Raw genomic sequence first — 22,941 nt, 5'->3', positions numbered from 1 at the left:
CCGCGGTGCTCGGCGCCCACTGCTCAACGTCTGCGGTGTCCTCCGCCATCGCTGCCGACGTTGGACACCGCTGCGGCGGATTGGATGCCGTCGGATGAACAGATTGCGCACCGATCAGTTTCCTGCGCTCGACTGGTCTAGTCTTCCGACACCGACGCAACGAAGGAATGGCGCCATGCGGAAACTGATCTACGGCATGAATCTGACCCTGGACGGCTACATTTCCGCGCCCGGCGACGACCTCGACTGGAGCGGGCCGAGCGACGAGCTTTTCCAGTGGTGGCTCGATCAGGAGCGGGCGATCAGCCTGTTTCTGTACGGGCGCCGACTGTGGCAGACCATGAGTGCCTACTGGCCGACCGGCGACCAGAGGCCGGGCGCCACCCCGGCGCAGATCGAGTTCGCGCGAAACTGGCGGGACACGCCGAAGGTGGTGTTCTCCTCAACGATCGACCAGGTCGACTGGAACTCTCGCCTGGTCACGGGCGACGCGATCGCCGAGATCACCCGGCTCAAGGCCGAGGACGGCGGGCCGATGAGGGTCGGCGGCGCCACGATCGCGGGGGCGGCCATGCGGGCCGGGCTGATCGACGAGTACGAGATCGTCACTCATCCGGTCCTCGTGGGCGACGGCACACCATTCTTCAGTGCGCTGGACGGCTGGGTGAACCTGAACCTGGTGGAGACGCGGACGTTTCCCCGCGGCGTGATCCTCACCAGGTACGAGACGAATCGCTGAGCGCGATTCCTTGAGGACGAGCGGCGAGCTCGGCCAGGTCGGAGATTTCAGCGGGTCCGGCCGGGTCTCGGAGGGTCAACTCGGCAACCCAAGGCACAGCGGCAACACCATCGCAGCGGTGGCCGCCAATTCGCGGTCGAGTACCTCGTCGCGGGGAACGAAGACCATGGCTCGTCCCTCGCCGAGCACGATGTCGTCCTGACACGCATCGGTGGTGCCGCGGAAGACGTGGACCGTGACGGTGTGTGGGAAGCCCTCCTCGAAGGGCCGCGGGCCAGACCACACCGGGTGCAGATCGGCGACGGTGAGGCCCGTTTCCTCCACCAGTTCACGACGAGCAGCCTGCTCCGGCGTCTCGCCGGGCTCGATGCGGCCGCCTGGCAGGCCCCACTGATTCGGCGAAACCTCGGCATGCTCGTCGCGGTGCTGCAGAAGCACCGCGCCTGACGCTTGGAGGAGCAGGACGAGCGCGACTTCGTAGCTGGCCACAGCAGATCCTCCCATGAGAACGCACGGAACCAGGCACCCGTACGCACCAGAGCCGCTCAGCGTACTGGCAGCGACCAGACGTAGGTGCCGGCCGCGGCCAGCTTTCGCCCGTCACCGCTGATCGTCGGTGGGGTGAGCGGGTGGAACGCGCCCGATCGGCTGGCGAACGTTCGGCCGGGCACACGTGCGGGCCAGTCGATGACGTCCAGAGTTGCGGCGTCCCACAGGAAAAAGGTGCCGTAGGTGTGGCCCGACCCGACGAGCGTACGGCCGTCTCGGGTGAAGGCGACGCCGGAGACGTCCTCGACAGCGTCACCGGCGATCGTCTCGTCGAGTTTCCGCAGCGACGGCACCTCGAGCATCACGATCTTGGAAAAGGACGGAAAGCTGAGGCGGTGTCCGTCCGGGCTGAAGGCGAGCGTGCCGGTGGGATTCGCCGATTGGGAGAAGGCGAGCTGCCTGCCGGTACGCACGTCCCAGAGGCGAATGCTGGAGTCGTCCGGCCCGTGGTGGTCGGCGCTGGCCAGCCACTGCCCGCCCGGGCTGAACACCAGCTCGCGGACGGATTGCGGATGGTCGTCCCGCCACTGCCTCTGCAGCTTGCCGGTCGCGGTGTTCCAGATCCTCACCATCGATTTGCCGCCATCACCGCCCGCCGTGGCAATCTCGTTGCCCGACGGGCTGACCGCCACCGCAGTGACGAACTCGTCGCCGGTGCGCAGCGACGGCCGCTTCCGCTGCCGGCTGGCCACGTCCCACAGCTCCACGAGGCCCACCCGCTGGCCCGTCGAATCCTTCCCCGCACACCAGCAGAGTGCCGCCATCAGGGGTGAAGGCCATGTCGTACGCGTCGGTCAGGTCGGTCCGGACCGGGACACCGTCCTGACGGCCCGCCCCGATGTCGAAGAACCGAAGCTCGGGGCGCGCCGAGGTGACGGTAGCCAGCAGTGGCGCCCGCGGGCTGAACGCCACGTCGTGAATCCAGCCGGCACCGCCGGCGAGGGTCAGCTCCGGTGCAACGATCCGCTCGCCGGAATCCGGCTTCGGGATCGTGCATCCGGCCGCCAGCAGAGTCAGCGCGGACACCAGAACGATCAGTCTGATCCTCGTCACGCGTTGCAGGATGCCAGGGCAGGCCAAACTCGCAGGACCTGCTCACCTCGTGACGGGATGACGGTCGGTGGGGTCGGCAGTGGTCTGGCCTTGTCTGTCGGCTGCCGTGTTGCCGGTCATGCGCTTGGCCGCGACAGCGCCGAGGGAAAGCATGGCGACCGCGGTGTTCACCGTCCAGAGCAGGGACTCGTCACCATCCGCAAACAGCGTCAGGATCACGACATTGACAAGCCAGTGCATCAACGTCGCTGCGCTGATTCGTACCAGAAGGCCATGTCCGGCGGTGAGCGCGGCCAGGGCCACCGACATACCGACCGCCGACATCAGAAAAACCAGGTAGGTCCAGACGCCTGAGGCCAATACGTAGAAGTGCCCGATTCCGAACAGTACGCCCGTCACCAGGCCTGCCCGGACGACCGGCAAACGCCTCTCGAGAGCCGGCTGCACCACGCCGCGCCAGCCGATTTCCTCGCCCGCGGCCCCCAGCAGTTGTACGACCAGCACGACCAACAACGGCGCGGGCAGCGTCGAAGGACTCAGCAGCGGCCAGCGCGATCCCTCGGCGCGGGTGACGATCAACAGAACGACTGCCACGGCACCCGCCATGGCGAATGCCACCAGGCAAGTCCGTGCAATGCCGGTCCTGATTACTGGCGGCCGCAACACGTACGGACGCCAGATCGACCAGACCACGGCGGCACCCACGGCGGTGGCGAAGACCGGCAACCTGACCAAGGACTCCGGCACACCGCTTCGCTGCTGTGCCAGAGCGAGTAACGGTGAAGCCAGTGCCGAGACCGCGAGGAAGACGATCAGAACAGCACTCAGGCGGCGGGTGGGCATGAAGAGCTCATTTCGACAATCGAAGCAATGCCTCGGGAGGCGGTGATCAGGCTTGCCATTTCGCCGCGGCGAGCCGTGCCCGTGCGGTTCGCGCTGACCACGCCCAGTAGCGAAGGCACGCGCCAACCCAACGCCGCAAACGCCACCGCGGCCGGCGTGGATGATCTTGATCGACTCACCCGCGCAAGACTAGAAGCACGAGCGGCGGGCTGTGTCACCCGGTCGGTCAGACGACAGCGCCGGCCGGTTACAGTGCGGCCCGTTGCCTGCTCCGCCGGGTTGATCGCGATCCACTTCCAGCGAACGGCCCGGTCGAGCGCCCCGCCGAGGATCCAATGGATCCGTTCAGTCCACGACTTTTACAGCGCATGGTCCAGCGGTAGGACGTGGGTGTTCATCCATTGCGCGAGCGCAGGTCGGTCGACGAGCACGATTCGGCACCGTCGGGCAACTTCGCGCGCCGGTCCCGTCGGGCTGCCGGAGGTCACCAACAAGGCAACGTCTGCGCCGTGAATCTCGCGGGCGGTACCCGCGAAGCGCTGCACATGAGGGCTGCCCAGGCTGCCGGCATAGCGCTTGCACTGCACGACAACACGGCGTCCGCAGGGTGATCGGCCGACAACATCAGCACCCATGTCACCGGCGCCGCCCTGCACGGTCACACCTCGATAGCCGCTGGCACGCATCAGCCGGGCTACGAACTGTTCAAACTCCGACCCACTCATGCCGTCGACGACCGAAACATGGCGTTCGTACGCGGCCAGCTTTCGCATGGCCCTCCACCTCTTGTATACCCAGGCACTTGGGCCGAGCAGGGCAACGAGCGCGATCGAAGTGAAGATGTACGGATGATCGTGGACCAATTGCGCAATGGCGGCCAGCGCCAGCAGGCCAATGCCCAGGGCCGTGGCGGTCGCGTTGCTCTTGTTGCGGCGGCGCTTCTTGGGCACTTCGACCTCCCGGAGTTCGACTGTGCACGGGAAGGCACATACGGAGAGTAGGGCGGGAATGCGAAACCGAGGGGACCTGGCAGGGAGCAGGACGGTCACATCAGAAGCGCGAGTCGTTAATGCAGGTGCCGAGTCCCACGCCTGCCGTGGAGGCGGCCACGGCCCTGCCGCCCCGCGTCAGGCCCAATCAAAGATGTGGCGCGAACCACAGATCTTGTCAGCAGACCCGCACTCAACGACACCCTCGATGCCACCGAGGCCCCCGTTTGGTGAGGCTTGACGCGGCCGTCAAGGGCCAGAGGAAGCACGCTCGTACTTCCCCACGCAGTTACGGAGACATCGGGCCAGAATCGGCGTCTGACCGTGATTGATGTTGAGCGAAGGCGGCTCGTCGCGCGGTCAAGCCCCCGCTACCGTCGCCGCATGCCCGAACTGATCCTGCCGACGACCCGCCTGCACGCCGCCTTCCTGGACTGTCGTGACGACTGGGGCCCCGGCCTCCACGAGGACGGCTTCGGCCTGGGCGCCGACGACGACGTGGACTCACCCGACGGCTTCGCCGCCTGGGTACACCAGCGGACCCGGCTGACCCACCGGGCCGGGACGCCCTGCCCGCCCGAGATGCACGGCTCACCCCGGTGGATCGTCGAGGACGGCCGGGTACTCGGCGGGATCGCCCTGCGCCACTACTTCCACGACCGATTCGGCCACATCGGCTACGGCGTACGCCCGTCCGCGCGCCGCCGCGGCCTTGCGAGCTGGGCCCTGGGCCAGATGCTGGCCGAAGCCCGCGCCGCCCTGGGACTGGACCGCGTTCTCATCCCGTGCCTCGCGCACAACATCGCCTCAGCCCGCACGATCGAACGCAACGGCGGCGTCCTCGAAGGCATCCGCCACAACGGGCACAACCTGGTAAGGCGCTACTGGATCAACCTCGACCACGCCCCTGACTCGGGGCTCAGCCACAGATAGCGGTTGAGGCTGGCCTCAGGCGGAGGGCGGCCCCCTCCCTGAGCTGGACCGAAGCAACGGCCTTTGTCGGCGTGCGAGTTCAAGTGCAAAGTCGGGTACGTCACCTGCGCAAGGCTTAGGACCCGAAGCACTCGGGACGCCACGACGGCGGCCCGGCGACTCGCGTCTGTCACTACCTGTGAGTAGGCGGCCACTGTGGGCTGACACCCGGATTTCGCATGTGAGTGATGTCAAATGACAACCTTTGAGGCCCTGGCCACTGTGGCCGATAGATTGCGGTAGCCAACGGCGCAAGGTAACCGGGAGACGCAATGAACAGACCTTTCGGTCGTCTGACCATACTCGTCACTGCCATCGCGATCGTGTTCGGTTTCGCGGGACCAGCGCAGGCGGCTACGAAAACGGTCAAACGCTGCAACCGCTACGTATGCGCCACCTTTAAGGTCACCACCGCAGGCCGGAAGGTAACGGTTCGTACGACCATCGCCAGGAAGGTCAGAATGTACACCTGCAACTCCTGGGCTGGCGTCACACCACCCCCGCCAACCGGCGGAGATCCAGTCGCCTTCGGCGATCTGACCCACCGCCGTTCCGTGACCTACAGGTTCACTAGCAAGAAGTCCACCACCTACACGTTTGGACTTATGTGCACGACTGCGCCGCCAGCCTGGAAGGACGCCTCCATCAACTCTCGGATCAAAGTCAGACTCTGAAATGTAGTCGGAGCAAGGCACTTGAATGGGTCCCGGAGCTGTCACGATCTGGCGGTTCCGGGCCTCCTTTGTATCCGTTCGCGCCTGGAAGCCTTACGGGTCGCACGGCGCGGCGAAAGCTCGCATCCAGGCCAGCGGTCAGGTCGACGCCCTCATTGTCTCCGCGCCGCAGACTGTCCGGCATCCGCTGCGCGAGCCGACCGGCAAGCATCGCATCCGCGGTTGCGCCGCCCTCCGACCTGGGTCGATCACCGACCCGGCTGCGGCCTACAATCTGGCCCTGCACAGCGCCGCCCGGCGTTAATTGGCCCGGCAGGCCGAGATCGACGACCTCGACGTCCATCTGACGGCCCTGGTCACCGCCGCACCCGATCTCGTCGCACTGCCCGGCGTCGGCGTCGGCACCGCAGGGCAACTGATCGTCACCGCTCGCGACAACCCGATCGCCTGCGCTATGAGGCGGCGTTCGCCCGCCTCTGCGGAGCAGCACCGATCCCGGTCAGTTCCGGACGCACCGACCGGCACCGACCGGCACCGTGGCGGCGACCGCGACCCGAACAGCGCCCTGTAGCGAATCGCCCTGCTCCGCATGCGCTGCCATCCACCCACCCGCGGTGTGCGACTCGTATCTCATGCCGCCCAGAAGATCGTGCATTGACCGTGACGCGCGGCCGCGCGGTAGAAGTTGGTCAGGTCGTCGTACCTATCGGCTAGGCGGATTCGGTAGGACTCGACCTGCTCATCCGAGAATGTGGGCGTCACGATCCGCTGGAGCGGCAGCGGCCGCCCGTATGTCGGCGACTCGCGGTCGAAGTCCACGCGCACCGTGTCCCGTTCCACCAGTGCGTCGCGCAGACGCGGGACAAGTACGGTGAACGGTGTCTGCTCGAGGAGGTCAGATGCCTCCACCACCTGATCGGGATCCAAAGAGCGGGCGTCGCCCAGGGCGCCGAACGCGGTCTCCTCGTCCGGGAACAATGCCCCGGAGCGGAATGGGTTGACCCGGAAGCCGGCGGCAGCGAACAGCGGCGCGAACACCTTCCATTCCCAGTCGAGTTCAAGCCGCTCCACCCCGTCAAACGATGTCACGCGGTCGTACGCGGTTGCCGCGTCGGCTCGAATCTCCTCCCGCAATTCCGGCGAAAGGCGGATGACATCACCGAGCAGGCTCATCGCTCATCAACTCCCCGTCGGCCGCCGGCTCAAGCGTGCAGTAGCAGCTGGTCGATGACGCAGACCCGGTAAACCCGACCACGACCGACAGGCGCCGGGAGACCGTTGACGGCTGGTACCGGCGGATGTCCTGCAACCAGTGTACGTACCGCTCGATGTCCACCCGGACCGCGGCGAGCGGGTCGATCTCCCGATCGGTACACCACTGGAGGAAGATCCGCAGGTCGGACTCGGTGTGGATTCTGGTCTGTCCGCGGTAGCGGCCCAGGTACGCGGCGACCGCGGCTCGCAGGACGAACTCGTTGACAGGTACGACATTGACGCGCAGACAGACGATTCAGCCATCCTTGACCGTGCGTCACCACGACGCTGAACACCAGCTTTCCGGAGTGGCAGTTGAGCGCATCTGGTCGTGGCCCCGCAACGCTTCGCTGGAATTGTAAGCGCCCCGAATGTTCACTCTCCTTGATGCCCTATGCGCATGCCATGCAGAAGCGGGCGAACGGCCGCGCGGCGAGCCGTTCATCGCCGATCGGCTGCCCGCATCGTTCGCAGACGCCGTAGGTCGCCGCGTCCACCCGACGCAGCGCGTCGTCAACGTCGGCGATCCGCTCCCGCGCCCCGGCCAGCAGCGCGGTCAACTGGGCGCGTTCGAAGCCGATGGTGGCGCCCTCCGGGTCGTGCTCGTCGTCGGCATTCGAATCCCGCGATGCCAGGAACAGCGCCTCCAGATCCTGGGCCAGCGTCGCCGCCTCAGCCTCCGCCCTCGCTCGCAGCCGCAACAGCTCATCCCGGACCACATGTGCAGCCTAACGGCCTCAGCCAGCACAGACAGGCCATGGAGGGGTCGCGCACGGGTGGCGGCAGACATCCGGATGCCGCACAGCGACGACCGTCACGTTTCGCATCCTTCAGATCACGAGACGTTACGTTTGCCTCTCCTGCTCATAGCGGAGCCCTTCGGACCGGCGTTGCGGGGCTTACATCCGGCTCATGGCCTTACGCGCCAGTGTGGTCAGCGCATTCTCGCTCGCGCCGACCACACAGACGTTCGCCGTTCCGCGGTGCGCGCAGAGCGTCTGTGCCCGTGCGACGTATCCGGCCTGGTCGCCCACGTCTGTCACGGTGCGGACCTCGCCGTTGGCGATGCTGGCGGCGCCGTTGATCGCCTTGTGGAAGACGTCGTCGCCCCCCGCCGGGTATGCCTCGATCAGCAGGATGTCGTTGCCGGCGGTGAACCGGCAGATCCGTACCAGGTCGCCGGGTGTGGCGGTGCCCGACCCGTAGTTCCTGCCGGTGGCGGCCTTGACCTCGGCGGCCGTCACCAGGGAGCAGGCGTCGGCCGAGGCACCGCCGGTGGCCGGCGATCCGGTGGCCGGTGCGGCGACGGCCGCCGGGCCGGTCGTGGCGCTCGCCGGGGCCGACTCGCCTGCGGGCTGCTGCGCCGCCGAGCGGCCGCAGCCCGCCGGGGCCGTGGCGGGCAGCACCGCCATGGCGAGCAGGGCAAGGGAACGCGCCGCCGCGCCGCAACCTGTCATGTCCGGTCCTCCGTCGCAAGATTTGTGACGTCGATGGTGCACCATGGCGTAGTTCTATGGCGACACGCGGAGGGATGCCGTTCGCATACTGCTGCTGGACCACGAATCGGCGGCGCAAGCTTCGCAACGAGCATGCGACGTCGACGAGCACGGCCCGTCACCCGTGTCGGCTACCCGTCGGGCCGGCATCTACCCCGAAAGAGCCGAGGCAGCTCGCTGGTCAGCCTCGCTGCGTACACCCGACGTTGGGGGCTCCTCTCCCGGCCGTAACCGAGAGCCAGCCCGCCACCCTCGGAGGTCGGTGCCAGCGGCGATCAACTCGGTAGCCGAGTAGTGCTGCAGGGCGTGCAGGTGCCGGGCTAATCCCCGCTGGGTGGATGGCGCGTGGAGGGGGAATCTACCCAGGTGGCGCCGTGGCTTCGCTCGGGTACTGTCGTGGCTCGGCTCGGGCGGTCGCGCCCGGGCGCCGCCTCCCGGAAGGAGCCCGATCGTGATCTCTGTGAACCTCGACGACGTGCTGGACAAGGCGTACGAGTCCAGCTCCCTCGCCGAACTGGCCAACGCGCCGGTCGCGGCGCTGTCCGGTGTAAGCGAGGCCGACGCGGAGGCTCTGCAGAAGGCATTCAACATCAAGACCGTCGCCGACCTGGCCGGGAACAAGTACATCCGCGCCGCGCAAGCCATCGTCGAACTCAGCCAGATCAGCAAGTAGCCGCGTCGCCGGCCACCGGGTCGACAGCCCAGCAGTCGACCCGGTGGCGCAGGACCGCACTCACGTCGGCAACGCGGTTGTCGTCCACTCGCGACGCCAGCGCCGACCCACACTCGGATCGACGTCAGCGGCGCGGGCGATGTCCGCGCCACTCGGGGACCTCCCCGCGGCGATCTCCTTCATCCACCACTCGTGCGCGGACTCTTTCGCAGCCCTCGGTGCCGGTGTCCGGCGCGGAGCACGAACCTGCGCTGCCCGCGACGGTGAGCTGTCGGCCACCGGGCGCGCCGGCATCCGACCGGAGAGGGCCGACGCGGCCCGCTGGTCCGCCTCGCTGAGCCACGTGGTGGCTCCTCCCCCGCCATGACCGAGCCGGCCCGCCACCGTCCGGACGTCAGTGCCGGCGGCGATCAGCTCCGTCGCCGAGTAGTGCCGCAGTGCGTGCAGATGACTGTCGATCCCTAAACGCTTGGCCAGCCGGTCATATCGCTGCGTCATGGTGTCCGGCACAGGGAACGTACTCCCGTCCGGCGACGCGGAGAACACAAACGCTGCGGGCGACAGATCCAGGCCGAGCGCATCGAGTCGCTCCTCCCAGCGGCGCTTGTGTTCGGCCATCACCGCGGCGGTATCGGCGTCGATGACGGTGCGCCGCTGCTGGTGGGTCTTCGTACCCTTCACCACCAGCTCCCCGCCCGCGCCCACGGAGATCGCCCTGCGCAAGGGTGACGACGACGTTGGTGTCCAGGTCGACGTGCTGCCAGCGCAGCGCGCAGAGTTCGCCGCGGCGCGCTCCGAGCGTCATGGCGCACCACACGAAGGTCCCCCAGTCCGGGTCACGCCACGCCTCGGTGACGATCCGGGCCGCCTCGTCGACGCTCGGCGGCTGCGGATCCGGATGCGGCAGCGCCGGCTTGTCCGCCCGCTCCGCCGGGTTGATCGCGATCCACTTCCACCGCACCGCCCGGTCCAGCGCCCCGCTGAGGATCCAGTGGATCTGCCGAATCGTGGACACGGACAGGCCCACGCAGGCATGCCGGCGGCAACGGTCGTCGCACTCGTGCGGCCGCGGCGTCCGGTGCTGGACATACCGGCGGCCGTCGCAGTGATCCCGGCACTTACGCAGCCGGGCATAGAACGTCTCCAACAGCTCGGCGTCCACCCTGGCCACCTGGACGCCGCCCAGCATCGGCCGCACATGCTTCTCGATCTTCAGGACATAGCCGCGCCTCGTGGACGGTTCGGCGTGGAGCACTTCGAGCCACCGGTCCAGCAGCTGGTTCACCTTCGCCCTGGTCCGCGGGTTGCGCCGCTCGTCCACCTGGTTCAGCAGCCGGGTCCACGCCTTCTCCGCCTCCCGGGCCGCGTTCGATCCAGGTGGGATCACTTCGGTGAGGTCGTGCCGCCGCTTCGTCAACGGGTCGGGGCCGGCATACACGCGGACGCGGAGCGCGCCGCTGGGAAGGGCATCGATGGTGCCGCGCTGTCGCTGGCGGGGGCCGCCTGTCACGTCATGAGCCCGACGCTAGCACCGTTTGCGTCACGCGCCGTGTCATGTGACGCTGGACCGAGCGGGTTCCCGCCACATTTTTGCTGGTGGGGCGGGCGGGACTCGAACCCGCGACCGAGGGATTATGAGTCCCCTGCTCTAACCCACTGAGCTACCGCCCCCGTACCGGCGGCGATCCTATCCCGCGCATCCATCTCCGAGCCACCGAACCATGCAACGCGTCCAGGTGGCGGCCGCCTGGACTCGCCTGCCGGATACGACCGCTCACGCCGCGGTCGGCCTGGCGTCAGCATCGCAGGTGCAGCTCGCCCGCCGACGCCCAGTCCGGCTCGGGAGACCGGATTCTGGGAGGACTGGAAGAACGACCACTTCGACGACCTGTGGGGAATCCCGATCCCGAAGCTGCCGGAAGCACCGGTCGGTGTGCCCGGCGAACCGGTGCCGATCGAAGTCCCGATCGTCGGGTGACCAACGAATAGAGGCCGACCAACGATGGAGGACCAACCAGTGACCGAGACCTAGTTGTCGACCGCCGGCGTCGACTGGCTGCGTCAAGAACTGCTCGACCCCCGCACACGGTCTATCTCAACGTCGAACAGCTCAACCAGTACGGCGAGGCGCAGCGCCGGTCCTTCAGCGCACAGATCACTCCGCCCCAGCATGCACCCGGATGGCTGCAGCTCAGCGTCTACTGCCGTCGCCGGAGGCGACCGACCCGGCCACGGGCGCAGAGGTCCAGCAGCGCTGGCTGACCGCGTTCGCGGAGCTCGCCGACCTGGTCAATCCGGGCTTCGGGCACATTGCCCCGTACGCGCACGGCGGGCAGACCGCGTCCGAGGCCCGGATCGACAAGAAGCAACATCCCGGCCGTGAACTGCGGGACCCGTCCTGGACGGTCGGCCGGTGCCGGCAGGTCCTGCGCGGATATTCCTGGGTCACGATCCTTGCCGGAGATCTCGCGGACCGGGTCGGCGGCGCCGAGGCACTGATGTCAACCGGAGCGTTCGTGGCGGCGCGCCGGCTCGCGAACGGTGGGATGTGGCTGCAGGCCACCGCCGACTACCGCGAATACGACGAACGGGCCTCCGACCCGGTCTTCCGGGCACTGGTCCCTGCTGCTTCCGGGGGCCCCGGTCCGCCGGCCCAGGCGGCGGGCCAGCCTCCCGTGATCTTGGTGTACGCGGACCCGGCCGCAGCGGCCGACGACCGCCCGAGGTAGCCAGGGGCCGCGGAGCCGAGACAGCGGCCCACTCCAGCGGCCCCGCGAGGGCGGGGCAGACCTCATGAACGATCGAGCCCCAGGCCATGGGCCTGGGGCTCGTGATGGTGCTGATGAGGCTCCCCCGATTGGACTCGAACCAATAACCTGCCGGTTAACAGCCGGCTGCTCTGCCAATTGAGCTACAGGGGATCGCTGCCGACGCGCCGGGTAACCCGGATCGTCGTGGCGACCCGATAAACAGTACAGGACGCGGCGGGAGTTGTGCGGGGCGGGTGGTGGGACGCGCCGAACGGGCGAAACCCCGGGTTACGTGTATGACGGACCGGCAGGATGGGTACGTAACGGAGCAGACGCACCGCGCGTCACCGAACGGAAGGAGCCGCCATGCGCGGAAAGCTCATGTTCATCAGCGGTCTCGCGGCGGGCTTCGTCCTGGGCAGCCGGGCCGGCCGGGAGAAGTACGAGGAGATCCGGGCCAGCGCCAAGAAGGTGTGGGAACACCCGACGGTGCAGGAGGCCGCCGGTGTTGCCCAGGCGCAGGCCACCAAGCTGTACAGCGAGGGCAAGGACAAGCTGAACTCGTCGAAGGTCGGTGAGAAGCTGCATGCGATGGCGGACTCGGCTGCGGACAAGCGCCCCGCGAGCATGACGGCGTCCACCGACTCTCTGGCCGGGTCGAACAGCGCCGGCAAGACGTACTGACGCCGTACGTGAGCGAGGCCGTCCCGTCCGGGGCGGCCTCGTCGCGTGTGGGATCAGGCGGCCTGGGCCGGGGCGGGGGGTGTCAGGCCGCGGCCGGTGAGTTCGGCATGGACGTACGAATAGTCGGCGGCGACGGAGTCGGCCCGCGCGGCCGGGTCCGTGGGGCGGGTCCAGCGCGGCGTCGCGATGTCGATCGGCGCGCCGGGGGGCCGCGAGATGTCCGGCGCGTCCGTGGCCACGTCGATGAACTCCGTGGCAGGCGTGTCACCGGCCAGCAGGTGCCGCACGGCGGCACGCCACACCTCGGTGGTGGCGGTCAGCGGTGGCGCCGGATCGGCGTGCAGGGGCGCGGGACAGCGCACCCGCCACGGGCCGGGTGGCGCGGCGGCGAACGCCTCGGGCAGGTCCTCGAAGAAGTCCCCGCCGCGTGTGGTGACCGGGCATGGCCGGGCCTCGTCGAGGTACGCCCCCAGCGCGTCGGCGGCGGCTGCCGGGTCGGTGGCCTCGACGGCCGCGGTCACCTGGGCTTGGACGATCGACAGTCCGGCCCCGGCGAGACGGGCGAGCGCGTCGGCCGGGTCCTGCCAGGTGCAGGCAAGGTTGGCGAGGTCGAGGCTGACACCGAGCCGGTCCTTGTCGATGTCCGCGAGGGCCGTGGCGGTGCGTTCGGCGGTGTCCAGCACGTGCCCGGGGGCGGGCTGGAAGCCGACCCGGACGGCGCGGCCGGTCTGCCAGGCGACCTCGGCGAGCCCGCTGGAGAGCCGGGGAAGGATGCGGGCGCAGGACTTCTCCCGCTCGGAATCCCATTCCTCGCGGCGCCCCAGGCCGAGGGTGGTGACGGCACCGCGGACGGTGTCGTCGGGCAGCAGGTCGACCAGGACGCGGGCGAGGTCGAGCGTGTAATCCAGCCGGGCCGTACTGCTCCAGTCAGGCTGACTACGCAGCGTATACGGATCGTCGGCATACCGTACGCCACTGAGGGTGACGATTTCGAGCCGTCGGGCGTCGAGTGCGGCCCGCAGCCGTAGCCGGGCACGGCCGTTACCGGCCAGCGCGGATGCCAGGGCGGGTGACAGCCACAGGCTGACTCCCAGGGTGTCGACCTCCAGGCGGGCACGGACGGCGCCGGCGTACACGTCCAGCTGGGCGATGAGTGTGGTGAGATCACGGGCGGGCGGAAGGTCGAGGCCACAACCGAGGTGGACGATTCGGCCCGAACGGTGACGCAGCCGCATCAGTGCCCTCCCTGGACCGGTGCCGCGCCGATGCAGATGCAGATGCACGTGCATCGGAACGTGCGTGAGCGTCCAGTATGGATCAGTTGATCGTCGGCTTCCGATGTTCGCGTGGCGGACCGCAGCGTTGCCATGACGCCTCCATCCGTGGGTTGCTCGTCCCGGGATACGAGGGTGGGCGGCCCGCCGGATCACCGGTCCCACGGATGCGCGACGCTGCGACCGGCCCGAACACGATCCCCGGGACGAGGACGCATCGCCGCCTGTCTATCAGCTTGCCTGCGGTGACCTGCTTCGGGAACCCGTCGAGGACAAGTCGGCACACCACGGAGAGCAACGGCCTACGTGCATCAAATGCACGTTCGGACAGGATCACTCCAACGGAGGACGAGACTCCCATCACGGCCGGGATCCCGCGCCGGGCTACCGCATGCTGAGGCCCTTCTCGCTGCCCTTCTTCAACTTGCGGTCGTCACGCAGTTGCAGGTAAGGCTCGTCGCCGGGCGAGTGGCCGGCCGCGATGGCGCGACTGCGTTCCAGCTCGGCATCCAGTTCGGCGCCCAGCAGAATCGCGATGTTCGAGATCCACAGCCAGACCAGGAACGCGATGACACCGCCGAGCGTGCCGTACGTCTTGTTGTAGTTGGCGAAGTTGGCCAGATAGATCGCGAACGCCGCTGAGGCGACGATCCACAGCAGCACCGCGAACACGCCGCCGGGGCTGATCCAGCGGAAGCCGCCTGTCTTCGCGTTCGGTGAGGCCCAGTACAGGATCGCGAACATCAGGCTGACAAGGACCACCAGCACCGGCCACTTCACGATGTTCCACGTCGTGACCGCGGCCGAGCCCAGGCCGATGTGGTCGCCCAGCACCTGGGCGAGATCGCCGGTGAAGACCACGATGAACGCCGAGGCCACAAGCATGACGCCGATGACGGCGGTGACCCCGACCCGGATCGGCAACGTCTTCCAGATCGGGCGGCCCTCGGGCACGTCGTAGATGGCGTTGGAGGCGCGCATGAACGCGGCGATGTACCCGGACGCCGACCAGAACGCGACCACGAGACCGACGACGGCGGCCAGCCCGGCGGAGCCGGGATCCTTCACCTGCACCAGCACGGTGTTGACGAGGCCCTGCAACTGCTCGTTGGGCGCAATCTCATGGATCGCGTCCTGCACGGTCCGCTGACCATCCGAGCTGAGCATGCCCATCACCGAGACCAGCACCAGGGCGGCCGGGAAGATCGACAGGACGCCGTAGTACGTCAGCGCGGCAGCCCAGTCCGACAGGTTGTCCTGGGAGAACTGTGCAAACGTCCGCTTGAGCGCTTCGACCTTGCCCTTCCCCGACAGGTCCGACGGGCCGCGCGGACCGTCCTCCGGGCCCGGGATCGACCGATCGTGCGCGCGGTCCGCATCCCCCGACGCCGACCCGTCGTCCGCGCTGTCCGCATCCCCCGGAGCCGACCGGCCGCGGTCGGCGTCTTCCAGGTGCCGTGCGGTGTCGCGTTCGCCGGCCTCGGTGGCCCGTACGTCGTCCGTCCTCACGTCAGGCTTGTGAAAGTGCTTCATGGCGGGATTCCCCTCCGGGCCCGTGCGACGCTGCATCTGCCTGGCCGCCGCCCGCGGGCATGCGGCCCGCCCACCTTGTTCCCGCCACCAGTGTGGCCTAACCCACCCCCGCACACGGCGTAACCGGTGAGTGCGCGGATGCGGCCCACCCTTACTTGCACAGGAGCCGCTCCATCCGCCGGCCCGCCACCGCCAGCCCTACGGCGACCACGGCGAGCAGGTACGCCACGTCGGCGACCTGACCCGGCGTGAACGTGCCCGTGGTGATCCCGCGGATCAGGTGGACCGACCGGTACAACGGGGTGACCTCCACCAGCCAGCGCAACACCGGCGGGTACGCCTGCGCGGGCACGAACGTCCCCGAGAACAGGAACAGCGCGAACTGCACCGCCACCATCAGGTCGAAGTCCTGCCAGCTCCGCATGAACGTCGACAGCGCCATGCCCGCCCCGCCGAACGCGAACCCGACCAGCACCGCCGCCACGAACGCCACCAGGGCCAGCCCGATCGTGGTGAGGCCCATGGCCACCATGACCACGAGGAACGCCGCGGCGTACAGGTTGCCGCGGATCATCGCCCAGGCCAGCTCGCCGAGGGCCACCTCGATCGGCCGCACCGGGGTGGCGAGCATCCCGTCGTACAGCCGCATGTACTTCATCTTCCCGAAGAAGTTGAAGGTGGTTTCGGACAGCGCCCCGCTCATCGCGGACGAGGCCAGCATCGCGGGCGACACGAACGCCGCGTAGCCGACCACCCGGCCGTCGGGCAGCCGCAGATCACCGATCAGGGCGCCCACGCCCACTCCGATCGAGAACAGGTAGAGCACGGGCTCCAGGAAGCCGGAGAGCAGCACCACCCAGTACGCGGTGCGCAGCGCAGCCATGTTGCGCTCCACCACCGACGCGGAACGGCGGCTGGAGCCCTCGAAGGCCACCAGCCGTGGCAGCACCAGAGTCACCATCACGTCCCCCTCACACCACGAGCCGACGGCGGAACTGCCGGTACGCCAGCCACCAACCGATACCTGCCCACGCCCCCAGGAACGCGACGTGCGCGGCCACCGGCCACGCCGGTGCCACGCCGAGCGTCGCGGCCCGGCTCAAATCCACGGCGTGCCACAGCGGCAGCGTGTACGCGATCGCGCGCAGCACGGCCGGCAGTGACTCGACCGGGAAGAACACCCCGGAGAACAGCGACATCGGCAACACACCCAGCCGGAACAGGATCGCCAGGTAGCTGTCGCTGCGCACCGAGGACGCGTACGCGAACGTCGGGGTTGCCACCGCGAGCCCGACCAGTGCGCCGACCAGCACCGTGACCGGGGCCCACGCCGAGTGCATCGTGCCGAACGCCGCGGCGATCAGCAGGAACGCGCCGGCGCTGGACACCACCCGGAACACGACGAACGCGAGGTGCCCGGCGAGGATGTCCGCCACCCGCAGTGGCGCGGCGGCCTGCCCGAAATACACGCGGATCCACTCGAAGTTGCCGAGCACCGGCCACGACGAGTCGCCGATCGCCACCTGCGCGGCGGTCGACGCGATCAGCCCGGGCACCATCCAGTCCAGATAGGGCACCCCGCCGACGCCGCCGGTGACGTACGCCCCCACGCCCACCCCGAAGCCGAGCATCGTCATCAGCGGCAGCACGAACGACGACAGCACGCTGGAACGCCAGATGCGCCGATAGGTGACCAGGTGGTACTCCAGCACCGACAGCGTCGCGGTCACGACGCCCGCCCCACGGTCGGCGGGTTACCCCGATCGGGGGTGCGTGCCGCAGCGGCCCTGTCGGTGCGGCTGCGCGGCGTGGCAAAGTGAATGGCGCCGCACGCACCGAGGAGGTACGTGGCGTGCCCGCCACCAACCCGCACCGACCGGACCCGCACCGGGTCGAATTCGCCACCACCGACCCCGACAGTGCCCAGCGTTACCTCACCGCGGCCTACGACGCGACCATGGCCATCAGCGGCGATCACCGGGCCTACCGTTTCCGGCACGTGCGGTTCGACAGTGGACCGTTCCATCTCGACACCCTGGATCACCGCGCCACCACCGAATACCGCTGCGGGCCGGTCTCGACGGTCGTCGTGGGGCGGGTGCACCGTGGCGTGCGCACGGACCTCGACCTCGACGAGCGCTTCGGACCCGGCGACCTCGGCCTGCACGCCCACGCGGACCGGCCGTACCACGTCCGGCAGGAGTCCGTGCTGGAGTCGGTCGTCGCCCTCCCGCCGGAGGCGGTCGCCGAGGCGGCCTGCAACCACCCCGACGGCCCGCTGCCGCCGCTGCGGTTCACCGCGCTGCGCCCCGCCCACCCGGCCGACGCGCGCCGCTGGCTGCGGGTCGTCGACTACGTCTCCGAGACCATGCGGGCCGCGCCCGACTTCATCACCCACCCGCTGCTGGTCGGCCCGTTCACCCGGCTGCTCGCCGCCGCGCTGCTGACCGCGTTCCCCAACACGTGCCTCGCCGAACCGCATCACCACGACCGCACCGACGCCACCCCGGCGGCGCTGACGCGCGCGGTCGCCTACATCGACGCCAACGCCGACCTGGACATCACCGCGGTCGACATCGCCCGCGCCGCCCACGTCAGCGTGCGCGCCGTCCAGCTCGCCTTCCGCCGCCATCTCGACACCACCCCCACGTCCTATCTGCGGCGCGTCCGGCTGGAACGCGCCCACCAACAGCTACTGGACCTCAAGCCCGGTGACGGCATCACCGTCGCCGAGATCGCCGCCCGGTGGGGCTACGCCGACCGGAGCCGGTTCGCCGCCGCCTACCGGACGGCTTTCGGCCGGTCACCCGGCCGGACGCTGCGCGGCTGAGCAGCAACCCGAGCGCGTCCTTCGTCAATCCACGAGTGTCCGGCCGGTCAGGTGCAGGAAGACGTCCTCCAAGCTGCTGCGGCGCACCAGGACGCTGGCCGGGGCGAGCGCGCGCCGGTGCACCTCGGCCACCGCCTCGTCGCCGTCCGCCACATACAGCAGGATCCGGTCGGGCAGCACCTCGACCCGCTCCCCCACCCCGTCGAGCTTGCCCGCGACCAACTCCTGGGACTCCACGTGGAACCGCAGCTCCACCACCTCGCGGGTCGAGTGCCGCTCGATCAGCGCCCGGGGCGAACCCTCCGCCACGATCCGGCCGCCGTCCATCACCACGAGCCGGTCGCACAACTGCTCCGCCTCGTCCATGTAATGGGTGGTCAGCACCAGGGTGACGCCCTGCTGCTTGAGGCGGAACAGCCGCTCCCACACGAGGTGGCGGGCCTGCGGGTCCAGGCCCGTGGTCGGCTCGTCGAGCAGCATCAGCTCGGGCTCGTTGACCAGCGCCCGGGCGATCGTGAGCCGCCGTTTCATGCCGCCGGACAACGGCTCGACCTTGCTGGTAGCCCGCTCGCTGAGCTGCACGAAGTCGAGCAGCTCGGCGGCGCGGGCGCGCGCCACCCGGCGCGGGATGCCGAAGAACCGGGCGTAGGTCGTCAGATTTTCCTGGACGGTCAGCTCGGGGTCGAGATTGTCGAGCTGGGGGCACACCCCCAGCCGCGCCCGGATCGCCGAACCGTCGCGGCGGGGATCGCGGCCGAGGATGCGCAGCACACCGTCGGTCGGCGGCGAGACGCAGCCGATCATCCGCATGGTCGAGCTCTTGCCCGCGCCGTTCGGCCCGAGGAAGCCGAACGACTCGCCGCGCGGCACCTCGACATCGATGCCGTCGACCGCGGTGAAGTCACCGAACCGCTTGATCAGACCGCGCGCCGTGATCAACGGTTCGTCGATGAGTGGTTGGTCGCTCACCCGGCAGACGCTAGTGAGGGGGTCCGACATTCCGCGCCGGAATCACGGCAGCGGGGCGGTGGCCTCCTGCGCCGCCTCGACGAGCTCCCCGGTGAGCTGCACCACCGACTCCGCGTCCACGGGCGTGCCGGAGTCGTAGCGGACCGCCCAGCTCAGGCCGTCTACGCCGCTGATGCGCCGGCCCACCACCCGCACCCCGCCCGCCGGTAGCTGGTGGTGCTCCGTGTACGCCACCGAGCGGGTCACCCGGGCCCGCACCTGATCCGGCAGCTCCCACGGCTCCAGCAGCAGGTACGTCACCACGGGACCGTCCACCAGCACGGTGTAGCCGTCCCGCTGCTCCGCCACCTCGGCGGGGGTGATCCGCAGTTCCCGGCCGGACCAGGCGGCCTTGTGGATCTCGTGCCAGCCGGTCCGGGCACGGTCGGGCAGCCACAGCCCCCGGTTCGTCGCCACGGCCACCGGGCCGCCCGGCTCGGCACCGACGTACGCCCACGCCAGCACCCGTTCGTCGGGCTGCAGGGCGGGGCGGGCAGCCGCGGGCAGTTTCGGGCGTCGTCGGAGCAGCTTCACAGTCCACCTGCCGCTTGGTCGCGCAGCGCACGCGCATGCTGTTCGAGCGAGAAGAGTTCCCCGGCCAGCGCCAGGTACTCGTCCTTGTGGGCGACGGGGTTCACCCGCTGCACCTTGGACTTCAGGTCCCGGATCCGGGTGGTCACCGCGCCGACCTGCAGCCGGGCCAGGGTCACCTGCACGTACCGGGGGTCGGGCTCGGCGTCGACGTGCAGCGGCTCCACCGCAAGCTCGCCGACCAGCGCCTTGCCGCCCAGATCCGTGCACGCGTCGCGGACCGCCTCGATCCACACCGCGCCGCCGGTCGCCGCGGCCGTGCCACCCGCGTCGGCGATGGCCACACGCACGGCCTGCGACACCGGATGCCCGTACGTCTCCGGGCCCAGCGCGTCGAACATCGGCCCGGCCAGCACCGGCAGCTGCAGGGCCAGCTTGAGTGCCTCCCGCTCGACCAGCCGTTGCGGGCTGTCCGCGGGCTGCGCCGGGATCCGCGGGGACGGGGCCGGGGACTCGCCGCCCGCGGCGGCGGCCACGGCCCGCTGCACCGGCTCGATGTCCATGCCGAGATCGCCGGCGAGCTTGCGGGCGTACTCGGGGCGTTTCTCCCGGTCCTTGATCTTGGCGACCAGCGGGGCCGCGCGCCGCATCGCCTCCACCCGGCCCTCGACCGTGTCCAGGTCGAAGCGGGACAGCACCTGCCGCAGCGCGAAGTCCACCAGCGGCTCCCGGCGCGCGACCAGGTCGCGCACCGCCAGGTCACCCTTGGCCAGGCGCAGCTCGCACGGGTCCATGTTGTCCGGACTGACCGCGATGAACGTACGGCCGACGAAGCGCTGATCCTCCTCGAACGCCCGCAGCGCCGCCTTCTGCCCGGCCGCGTCACCGTCGAACGTGAAGATGATCTCGCCGGCGAAGCTGTCGCTGTCCATCAGCAGCCGGCGCAGCACCCCGATGTGGTCCGCCCCGAACGCGGTGCCGCACGTCGCCACCGCGGTCGGCACCCCGGCCTCGTGACAGGCCATCACGTCGGTGTAGCCCTCCACGATCACCGCGCGGCCCTGCCGGGCGATCTCGCGTTTCGCGTGGTCGATGCCATACAGCACATGGGACTTCTTGTACAGCGGGGTCTCGGGGGTGTTCAGGTACTTGGGCCCGTCGTCATCCTCGAACAGCTTGCGGGCTCCGAAGCCGATCACGTCGCCGGTCAGGTCCCGGATCGGCCAGATCAGGCGGCGCCGGAAGCGGTCGATCAGCGAGCCGGACCGGGCCGGTTTCGCCAGCCCGGCGCTGGTCAGCTCATCCGCGGTGAAGCCCTGCTGGCGCAGGTGCCGGGTCAGGTTGTCCCAGCCTTCGGGGGCAAAGCCGCAGCCGTAGCGCTGCGCGGCGTCGCGGCCGAAGCCGCGCTCGGCCAGGAACTCCCGGGCCACCCGTGCGGCCGGGGTGGTGAGCTGCCCGCGGTAGAAGTCGGCCGCGGCGGCGTGCGCGGCGATCAGCCGCTGCTTCTGGCCGGCGGCGGGCCGCGGGCCGGTCGGGGCCCGGCCGGTCTCCTCGTACCGGAGCTGGAGGCCGGCCTTGCCGGCGAGGCGCTCGACCGATTCCAGGAACGTCAGGTGCTCGGCGTCCATGAGGAACTTGATCGCGTCGCCACCCGCCCCACACCCGTGGCAAAAGTACACATTTCGGGCGGGTGAGACCGTGAACGAGGGGGTCTTCTCGTCATGGAACGGGCACAGGCCCTTCAGGTTGCCGCCGCCCGCCGAACGCAGCGTCACCGTCTCGCTGATCACCTCGGCGATCGAGGTACGGTCGCGGACCAGCGCGATGTCTTCGTCCTTGACCCTGGCCACCGGTACATCCTGCCCTGGGCTACCCGCGATCCGCCACGAGGGTCCGGTGCCACGCCACGGCCGCGTGATCGGTCAGCGACGCCACCTGGTCGATCACCACCCGCAACCGGGCCGCGTCGTCCCCGGCCGCCTTCCACAGCGGGCCGAACAGCGGATCCAGGTGCTCGGGAGCGCACCGGGTCAGCACGTCGACCAGCTCGGTCAGGATCTGCCGCTGGCGCTCGTACCACTGCTCGGCGGCGCGGGCGCGCATCACGTACCGCAGGGCCATGCCCTTGAGCAACGCGCACTGGTTACGGACCGTACGCGGGACGATCAGGTCGGCGCCGTAGCGGCGGACCGGGTCGGGACCGTGCCGGCCTGTGGTGGCACCGACCGCGGACGCCACGAACCGGCCGGTCAGCACGCTGGTCATCCGTTTGAGCGCGATCTGCGCGGCGTACCCGCCGTCGTAGTCGGCCACCGCGCGGACCACCTCGTCGGCCAGCAGCTGATCGAGGGTCGCGCCGAGCACGTCCGCGGACTCCTGCGAGTACGCGGCCGCGTCCGCGCACAACGCCGCGCGCTCGCCGGCGTCGTCGAGCAGCGGGCGCAGCGACACGTACCCGCCGTGGACGCCGTCCTCGACATCGTGCACCGAATACGCGACGTCGTCCGCCCAGTCCATCACCTGCGCCTCGAGGCAGCGCCGCTCGCCGGGCGGAGCGCCCTGGCGGATCCACGCGAAGACCTCCGCGTCGTCGGCGTACACCCCGAACTTGCGGGTGCCGGGCTTACGCGGCCAGGGGTATTTGGACGTGGCGTCGAGCGAGGCCCGGGTGAGGTTGAGGCCCGCGCCGGGGAGCTTGGCCTCCAGGCGGGTGAGCACCCGCAGCGTCTGGGCGTTGCCCTCGAAGCCGCCACACGGCTGTGCCACCGCGTCCAGGGCCTGCTCGCCGTTGTGGCCGAACGGCGGGTGGCCCAGGTCGTGGGCGAGCCCGGCGACGTCGACCACGTCCGGGTCGCAGCCCAGCCGGGCCCCCATCTCGCGGGAGATCTGCGCGACCTCCAGGGAGTGGGTCAGCCGCGTACGCAGGAAGTCGTCGGACCCCGCGGTGTGCACCTGGGTCTTGGCGGCGAGCCGCCGGAACCCGGCGGAGTGCAGCACGCGGGCCCGGTCCCGCTCGAACGGGGTGCGCCCGTACCCGCTGTCCTTGGCGGGCTCGGGCACCCGGCGCTCGGCGTCCGCGGTCACGTGGT

At 69.6% G+C, this 22,941-nt stretch carries 25 protein-coding genes and 2 tRNA genes; 7 read left to right on the top strand and 20 right to left on the bottom strand.

Annotated elements, in window-relative coordinates:
• Positions 1–94 precede the first annotated feature (94 nt).
• Positions 95–739: a dihydrofolate reductase family protein gene (locus ACMCNK_RS30570; RefSeq protein WP_412739797.1), complete on the top strand. Its 645-nt coding sequence runs from the start codon at positions 95–97 to the stop codon at positions 737–739.
• 75 nt (positions 740–814) lie between these two features.
• Here ACMCNK_RS30570 and ACMCNK_RS30565 read toward each other — a convergent pair whose 3' ends face one another.
• From ACMCNK_RS30565 to ACMCNK_RS30545, 5 genes are all read right to left on the bottom strand, one after another.
• Complete coding sequence (locus ACMCNK_RS30565; RefSeq protein WP_412739796.1) at positions 815–1,228, bottom strand: NUDIX hydrolase; 414 nt, start codon at positions 1,226–1,228, stop codon at positions 815–817.
• Positions 1,229–1,284: 56 nt separating this feature from the next.
• Positions 1,285–1,920, bottom strand: a complete 636-nt coding sequence (locus tag ACMCNK_RS30560) for a WD40 repeat domain-containing protein (protein WP_412739795.1) — start codon at positions 1,918–1,920, stop codon at positions 1,285–1,287.
• Positions 1,874–2,341, bottom strand: coding sequence for a hypothetical protein (locus ACMCNK_RS30555; RefSeq protein ID WP_412739794.1), 468 nt, complete (start codon positions 2,339–2,341; stop codon positions 1,874–1,876). Before ACMCNK_RS30555 ends, ACMCNK_RS30560 begins: the two co-directional genes overlap by 47 nt.
• Positions 2,342–2,383: 42 nt before the next feature.
• Positions 2,384–3,184: a CPBP family intramembrane glutamic endopeptidase gene (locus ACMCNK_RS30550; RefSeq protein ID WP_412739793.1), complete on the bottom strand. Its 801-nt coding sequence runs from the start codon at positions 3,182–3,184 to the stop codon at positions 2,384–2,386.
• A 359-nt stretch (positions 3,185–3,543) separates the two neighbouring features.
• Positions 3,544–4,134: a restriction endonuclease gene (locus tag ACMCNK_RS30545; RefSeq protein ID WP_412739792.1), complete on the bottom strand. Its 591-nt coding sequence runs from the start codon at positions 4,132–4,134 to the stop codon at positions 3,544–3,546.
• Between the two features lie 423 nt (positions 4,135–4,557).
• On the opposite strand from ACMCNK_RS30545, the gene ACMCNK_RS30540 reads away from it, so the two are divergent.
• The gene (locus ACMCNK_RS30540; RefSeq protein WP_412739791.1) at positions 4,558–5,106 is read left to right on the top strand and encodes a GNAT family N-acetyltransferase; all 549 of its coding nucleotides are present in this window, start codon (positions 4,558–4,560) and stop codon (positions 5,104–5,106) included.
• A 1,017-nt stretch (positions 5,107–6,123) separates the two neighbouring features.
• Positions 6,124–6,390 (top strand): hypothetical protein, encoded by a 267-nt coding sequence (locus ACMCNK_RS30535; protein WP_412739790.1) that lies wholly within the window; start codon positions 6,124–6,126, stop codon positions 6,388–6,390.
• 59 nt (positions 6,391–6,449) lie between these two features.
• Here ACMCNK_RS30535 and ACMCNK_RS30530 read toward each other — a convergent pair whose 3' ends face one another.
• The 3 genes from ACMCNK_RS30530 to ACMCNK_RS30520 all read right to left on the bottom strand — a co-directional run bounded on the left by ACMCNK_RS30530 (position 6,450) and on the right by ACMCNK_RS30520 (position 8,530).
• Positions 6,450–6,992, bottom strand: a complete 543-nt coding sequence (locus ACMCNK_RS30530) for a hypothetical protein (protein WP_412739789.1) — start codon at positions 6,990–6,992, stop codon at positions 6,450–6,452.
• A gap of 473 nt (positions 6,993–7,465) precedes the next feature.
• Positions 7,466–7,792, bottom strand: coding sequence for a TraR/DksA family transcriptional regulator (locus ACMCNK_RS30525; protein WP_154937180.1), 327 nt, complete (start codon positions 7,790–7,792; stop codon positions 7,466–7,468).
• Positions 7,793–7,972: 180 nt separating this feature from the next.
• Positions 7,973–8,530, bottom strand: a complete 558-nt coding sequence (locus ACMCNK_RS30520; protein WP_412739788.1) for a hypothetical protein — start codon at positions 8,528–8,530, stop codon at positions 7,973–7,975.
• 490 nt (positions 8,531–9,020) lie between these two features.
• Here ACMCNK_RS30520 and ACMCNK_RS30515 point away from each other — a divergent pair, with 490 nt between their 5' ends.
• Positions 9,021–9,242: a hypothetical protein gene (locus ACMCNK_RS30515; RefSeq protein ID WP_412739787.1), complete on the top strand. Its 222-nt coding sequence runs from the start codon at positions 9,021–9,023 to the stop codon at positions 9,240–9,242.
• A 60-nt stretch (positions 9,243–9,302) separates the two neighbouring features.
• Here the strand turns inward: ACMCNK_RS30515 and ACMCNK_RS30510 are convergent, their stop codons facing one another.
• From ACMCNK_RS30510 to ACMCNK_RS30500, 3 genes are all read right to left on the bottom strand, one after another.
• Positions 9,303–9,740 (bottom strand): tyrosine-type recombinase/integrase, encoded by a 438-nt coding sequence (locus ACMCNK_RS30510; protein ID WP_412739786.1) that lies wholly within the window; start codon positions 9,738–9,740, stop codon positions 9,303–9,305.
• A complete protein-coding gene (gene xerC / locus ACMCNK_RS30505) occupies positions 9,724–10,752 on the bottom strand; it encodes a tyrosine recombinase XerC (protein WP_412739785.1) in 1,029 nt (342 codons plus the stop codon). The genes ACMCNK_RS30510 and xerC overlap by 17 nt, the downstream gene beginning before the upstream one ends.
• An 84-nt stretch (positions 10,753–10,836) precedes the next feature.
• Positions 10,837–10,913, bottom strand: a tRNA-Ile gene (locus tag ACMCNK_RS30500).
• A gap of 509 nt (positions 10,914–11,422) precedes the next feature.
• Between ACMCNK_RS30500 and ACMCNK_RS30495 the strand changes: the two genes are divergently transcribed.
• Entirely contained in the window at positions 11,423–11,971 is a 549-nt protein-coding gene (locus ACMCNK_RS30495) for a hypothetical protein (protein WP_412739784.1), read from the top strand.
• 119 nt (positions 11,972–12,090) lie between these two features.
• Here the strand turns inward: ACMCNK_RS30495 and ACMCNK_RS30490 are convergent.
• A tRNA-Asn gene (locus tag ACMCNK_RS30490) sits at positions 12,091–12,163 on the bottom strand.
• A gap of 195 nt (positions 12,164–12,358) precedes the next feature.
• Here ACMCNK_RS30490 and ACMCNK_RS30485 point away from each other — a divergent pair.
• Positions 12,359–12,676: a hypothetical protein gene (locus ACMCNK_RS30485; RefSeq protein WP_412739783.1), complete on the top strand. Its 318-nt coding sequence runs from the start codon at positions 12,359–12,361 to the stop codon at positions 12,674–12,676.
• Between the two features lie 53 nt (positions 12,677–12,729).
• Here ACMCNK_RS30485 and ACMCNK_RS30480 read toward each other — a convergent pair whose 3' ends face one another.
• The 4 genes from ACMCNK_RS30480 to ACMCNK_RS30465 form a co-directional block, all read right to left on the bottom strand.
• Entirely contained in the window at positions 12,730–13,911 is a 1,182-nt protein-coding gene (locus ACMCNK_RS30480) for a xylose isomerase (RefSeq protein ID WP_412739782.1), read from the bottom strand.
• A 423-nt stretch (positions 13,912–14,334) separates the two neighbouring features.
• Entirely contained in the window at positions 14,335–15,459 is a 1,125-nt protein-coding gene (locus ACMCNK_RS30475) for a YihY/virulence factor BrkB family protein (protein ID WP_412739781.1), read from the bottom strand.
• 175 nt (positions 15,460–15,634) lie between these two features.
• A complete protein-coding gene (locus tag ACMCNK_RS30470; RefSeq protein ID WP_412739780.1) occupies positions 15,635–16,444 on the bottom strand; it encodes an ABC transporter permease in 810 nt (269 codons plus the stop codon).
• A gap of 10 nt (positions 16,445–16,454) precedes the next feature.
• Positions 16,455–17,213 carry an ABC transporter permease gene (locus ACMCNK_RS30465; RefSeq protein WP_412739779.1) on the bottom strand — a complete coding sequence of 253 codons (759 nt, stop codon included), beginning with the start codon at positions 17,211–17,213 and terminating at the stop codon, positions 16,455–16,457.
• A 122-nt stretch (positions 17,214–17,335) separates the two neighbouring features.
• On the opposite strand from ACMCNK_RS30465, the gene ACMCNK_RS30460 reads away from it, so the two are divergent.
• The gene (locus ACMCNK_RS30460; protein WP_412739778.1) at positions 17,336–18,313 is read left to right on the top strand and encodes a helix-turn-helix transcriptional regulator; all 978 of its coding nucleotides are present in this window, start codon (positions 17,336–17,338) and stop codon (positions 18,311–18,313) included.
• 24 nt (positions 18,314–18,337) lie between these two features.
• Here ACMCNK_RS30460 and ACMCNK_RS30455 read toward each other — a convergent pair whose 3' ends face one another.
• From ACMCNK_RS30455 to ACMCNK_RS30440, 4 genes are read right to left on the bottom strand one after another with little or no spacing between them, the layout of a single operon-like run.
• The gene (locus tag ACMCNK_RS30455) at positions 18,338–19,264 is read right to left on the bottom strand and encodes an ABC transporter ATP-binding protein (protein WP_412741038.1); all 927 of its coding nucleotides are present in this window, start codon (positions 19,262–19,264) and stop codon (positions 18,338–18,340) included.
• Positions 19,265–19,324: 60 nt separating this feature from the next.
• The gene (locus tag ACMCNK_RS30450) at positions 19,325–19,855 is read right to left on the bottom strand and encodes a hypothetical protein (RefSeq protein ID WP_412739777.1); all 531 of its coding nucleotides are present in this window, start codon (positions 19,853–19,855) and stop codon (positions 19,325–19,327) included.
• Entirely contained in the window at positions 19,852–21,702 is a 1,851-nt protein-coding gene (gene dnaG, locus ACMCNK_RS30445) for a DNA primase (protein ID WP_412739776.1), read from the bottom strand. The genes ACMCNK_RS30450 and dnaG overlap by 4 nt, the downstream gene beginning before the upstream one ends.
• Before the next feature lie 19 nt (positions 21,703–21,721).
• Entirely contained in the window at positions 21,722–22,936 is a 1,215-nt protein-coding gene (locus ACMCNK_RS30440; protein ID WP_412739775.1) for a deoxyguanosinetriphosphate triphosphohydrolase, read from the bottom strand.
• Positions 22,937–22,941 lie beyond the last annotated feature (5 nt).

It is taken from the genome of Krasilnikovia sp. MM14-A1259 (genome assembly GCF_047159535.1).
GTDB lineage: Bacteria > Actinomycetota > Actinomycetes > Mycobacteriales > Micromonosporaceae > Actinoplanes.
This window is presented reverse-complemented; position numbering and strand designations above follow the sequence as displayed.